2 protein-coding genes are annotated in these 1044 nt (G+C 69.3%); both read right to left on the bottom strand.

All coding sequences use genetic code 11. From position 1 onward, the window contains the following. Nucleotides 1-191 precede the first annotated feature (191 nt). Nucleotides 192-857 carry a 3-isopropylmalate dehydratase small subunit gene (gene leuD / locus FKP22_RS31475; RefSeq protein ID WP_141292077.1) on the bottom strand — a complete coding sequence of 222 codons (666 nt, stop codon included), beginning with the start codon at nt 855-857 and terminating at the stop codon, nt 192-194. After that, the coding region (locus tag FKP22_RS31470) for an aconitase family protein (RefSeq protein ID WP_233447044.1) at nt 850-1044 on the bottom strand (195 nt) is incomplete at its 5' end. The genes leuD and FKP22_RS31470, both read right to left, overlap by 8 nt.

The following is a 1044-nucleotide window of genomic DNA, read 5'->3' as shown; positions in this document are numbered from 1 at the left end:
CCGGCTTGGTGGCTGGCGCAGGCGACGCCAGCAAGTCAGGCAGGTTCAGCTCGGCACAACCGGCCAGCGCCACGGCCAATATCGCGGGCACCGGCCTGGTTTGCAAGCGCCACCGACAAGAAAGTCCACGCATCCAATCCACACATCGCTCCACGCATTGTTTGCGCCATTCTCGCGTGCGGCGACAGCGATCAGGCTGCCGTGAGGCGCTCCTGGGTGAGCATCGCGCGGTCCTGCAACCAGGGCTGGGCAGCGAAATGGCGCGCAGCAAAGGCTTCGATCTGCGTGGCGTGGGCCAGCGTGGCACCCACCATGTCCAGGCCCTGCAGCAGCATGCGCTGGTGGCGCGGCGACAGCGCGAACGGCGCCTCGATGGTGCCGCAGCGCACCTGCAGCGCGGGCAGGTCGATCTGCAGCGGCAACGGGCCCTCGCCTGCCACTGCGCAGGCCAGCGCCTGGTCCAGCAAGGCCTGGCCGTGCGCCGGCGAGACCATCACCGGCAGCAGGCGGTTGTTGACCGCGTTGGAATAGAAGATCTCGCCGAAGCTGGGCGCGATGACTGCGCGCACGCCGTACTGCAGCAAGCCCCACACCGCATGTTCGCGGCTGGAGCCGCAGCCGAAGTTCGGCCCGCCGATCAAGGCGTCCACGTCGGCGAACGCAGGCTGGTTCAGCACGCATTCGGGCCTGGGCTGGCCGTGGGCGTCGAAGCGCAGGTCGTACAGCAGGCCTCGGGCGAGGCCTGCCTTGTCGATGCCGCGCAGGAACTGCTTGGGCATGATCTGGTCGGTGTCGAGGTTGGCCAGAGGCAGCGGGGCGGCGCGGGTAATCCACGCGGTCGTTGAGGTCTCAGGCATGTCGCGTCTCCTGTGGGGCCAGGGGTGGCCACTGCAGCGGATCGGCCAGGTTGGTGATGCGGCCAGTGATGGCGGCGGCGGCAGCCATGGCCGGGCTCATCAGGTGGGTGATGGCGCCGCGGCCCTGGCGGCCCTCGAAATTGCGGTTGGTGGTGCTGGCGCAGCGCACGCCGTCGGCCAGCACGTC

It is taken from the genome of Ideonella azotifigens, assembly GCF_006519715.1.
In the GTDB taxonomy this organism is placed as follows: Bacteria; Pseudomonadota; Gammaproteobacteria; order Burkholderiales; family Burkholderiaceae_C; genus Ideonella; species Ideonella azotifigens.
Note: the sequence above shows the minus strand (reverse complement) of the source record. Positions and strands in the feature narration are given on the sequence as shown.

Coding starts and splice junctions, on each gene's coding strand:
- leuD (WP_141292077.1), bottom strand. CDS start 857: ATGCCTGAGACCTCAACGACCGCGTGGATTACCCGCGCCGCCCCGCTG.